The 2,171-nt window shown below is 48.2% G+C and carries 2 protein-coding genes and 1 pseudogene; all 3 read left to right on the top strand.

Going from position 1 to position 2,171, the window contains the following annotated elements:
• Positions 1-549, top strand: a 549-nt coding sequence (locus tag PLA23_RS12795) for a GmrSD restriction endonuclease domain-containing protein (RefSeq protein WP_324475435.1), incomplete at its 5' end; no start/stop codon positions are given.
• Between the two features lie 552 nt (positions 550-1,101).
• A complete protein-coding gene (gene mmp11, locus PLA23_RS12790; protein ID WP_324475434.1) occupies positions 1,102-1,992 on the top strand; it encodes a methanogenesis marker protein 11 in 891 nt (296 codons plus the stop codon).
• Positions 1,977-2,171, top strand: a pseudogene (locus PLA23_RS12785) (radical SAM protein); the annotation flags it as partial. The gene mmp11 and the pseudogene PLA23_RS12785, both read left to right, overlap by 16 nt.

Raw genomic sequence — 2,171 nt, 5'->3', positions numbered from 1 at the left:
ATCACGCAGGAGAATCCTGCGATTACAAATGCAGATTTTGAGGTCAAGAAGGCTTGGTATGCTCTTGATAATCTGATGATTAACGCTGGTATGAAGAATATCAGGTTCTGGAGACGGTATCAGATAGATCAGCGTTCTGGTGTTCTGGCTGCGTTTTGTGTAAAGATATGGGCACGATGTGAGGCCGGCGAGCCAGAGAAAACGAAGCCTGCTGTTTCTGCAGGTACCTGTATGCGGCAGGGTGAAATACCCAAAATGGCACGACCGGCAGTCCTCACCATCGCTGGTTCAACATATGAAGTCAAATACTGGTACCAGGTTCTGGAACACACCGTAAAAACTGTTTATGAGAAAGAGCCACAGAAGTTTGACCGTATTGTCCGCGAGTATCCCGGCTATTTCTCTGATGATCCCTCACGGTATAAATCACGGATCGGTTCATATTCATACAAATCACGGTTTGGGAGGTATCAGATCAGGGATATGTGTCTGAATATTGTCCGTCTGGTCGGGTGGAATGAAGAGGTCTGGTGCCTGACCTGTGAATGAAAATTGAGATTGTTTGATGAAATTTTCATGACTGCTGTTCATTCATCTCGGGTAAGATCTGCGCTTTTCATCAGATCATGGAAGAGACCTGGACCCAGTGTATGGGGTAAAGGAATTGACACGTGTGTATTGATCCGTCTTTTATAAGAATTACATGACTTCCACGGTGACGTTCCAACTGTTTCCCCGCCCTGGTAAATGCAATGACGGCTGCTTTGCTACTCACAACCGGTACTGGAAGCATGCATTGGAATGTCAATATGGGTTAACTGAATCGTAAGAGGTAGTCCCTGTTCTCTTCTTACATCAACACATAACTCAATAGTTTTTTGGATATTCCAAAGAGTATATTCTTCTATCCTTCAAAGGTAGGTATTGCTCCTGCCGTACCCATGACTGGTGTATACTTTCACTTTGGGCGGGATTCTGATTCATTTTGCTGTGGTCCGGTACCCATGAAATAAATAAGGAACACTTATACCTGTTGGTGCACCATGTTTGTTGACGAAATTTTCGCCAACAAAGATCTCCCCGATACGTCTGGAGCACGGAATGTCTGATATATCAGATCCATATATAATCCATTACCCCTGGATTTGCGCAGTGAGCGATGATACAGCAGGCCAGGTCGAGCTCATCGAATGCTTTGACTGTATTGGCGGTGCCATGTGGGTGAAAAAACATTATGCACAGTCACCCCTTGTCACTGATGTAAGAACGGTCGGGTCTATGAACCGATTTCTTCTTCGCACCGGAGAGGTTGACCTTGCTCTGGAAGGTTCCCGATTTCCGGCCGGTATATCTAAAGTTGCAATCAATGGGGACGAGATAGCTATCTCCTATATTGGAATGGGCGGGGGTGGAGTAGGTGCTACCATCTGTAGGGCAAGCGCAGAGGGAGTGCTTCGATCCGTATATGACGAATCTGGCGGGGGAAAGATCGCCGGGTCAACCATCGTCCTTCCGAAAAAGAGCCGGGTTCTTATCGGTGTTGATGATACGGACACACCAGAGGAAGGGGCAACCTGGACCCTGGTACATAACATTTCACGGGTAGTTGCAAATGAAAAACACCGGTACCTCTCTCATACAATCGTCCAGCTCTTTCCGGTTCCCTTCAGAACAAAGAACTGTGTGGGTGTGGTCGCCGAGTTTGCAAGCAGCGACCCGGAGGATCTGGCAGAACGGTTTGCAGAACTTCTGAAGAGATACACACTCTCTGAAGAGACCGGGATGGCTGTTTTTACCGGCTTTTCTCCGGAGCGTCTGCTTGAGTTTGGATGGCGGACAAAATCGGGACAGGTATCCGTGGCCGATGCGAGGGCTCTTGCAGGTGCCGATCTGAAAATTTGGATAAACGGCCGGGGCATCACCGGGGCAATAGCTGCTATCCCCTTTTACACCCGGTATGATGAGGGACTTACTCTATGTGGCCAGAGCTGAAATCCCGGCTGCTCAATGCAGGTACTGCATATCTGACGGGAGTTTCAGCAGATGATTATATCGCACGATCACGTGCCGGGCCGGGAGCCGGAAAAGAGGGCTCAGTATTCTTCTCTCTCGATGGCAGGCGGGTCAGACTTGCCCTTTCTGATAAAAGCCGGGTTGAATTATGCCATTTT

Source organism: Methanospirillum sp., from assembly GCF_035406105.1.
GTDB lineage: Archaea > Halobacteriota > Methanomicrobia > Methanomicrobiales > Methanospirillaceae > Methanospirillum.
The sequence above is the reverse complement of the archived record's forward strand: the minus strand, read 5'-3'. Positions and strand labels throughout refer to the sequence as shown.

Coding starts and splice junctions, on each gene's coding strand:
- mmp11 (WP_324475434.1), top strand. CDS start 1,102: ATGTCTGATATATCAGATCCATATATAATCCATTACCCCTGGATTTGC.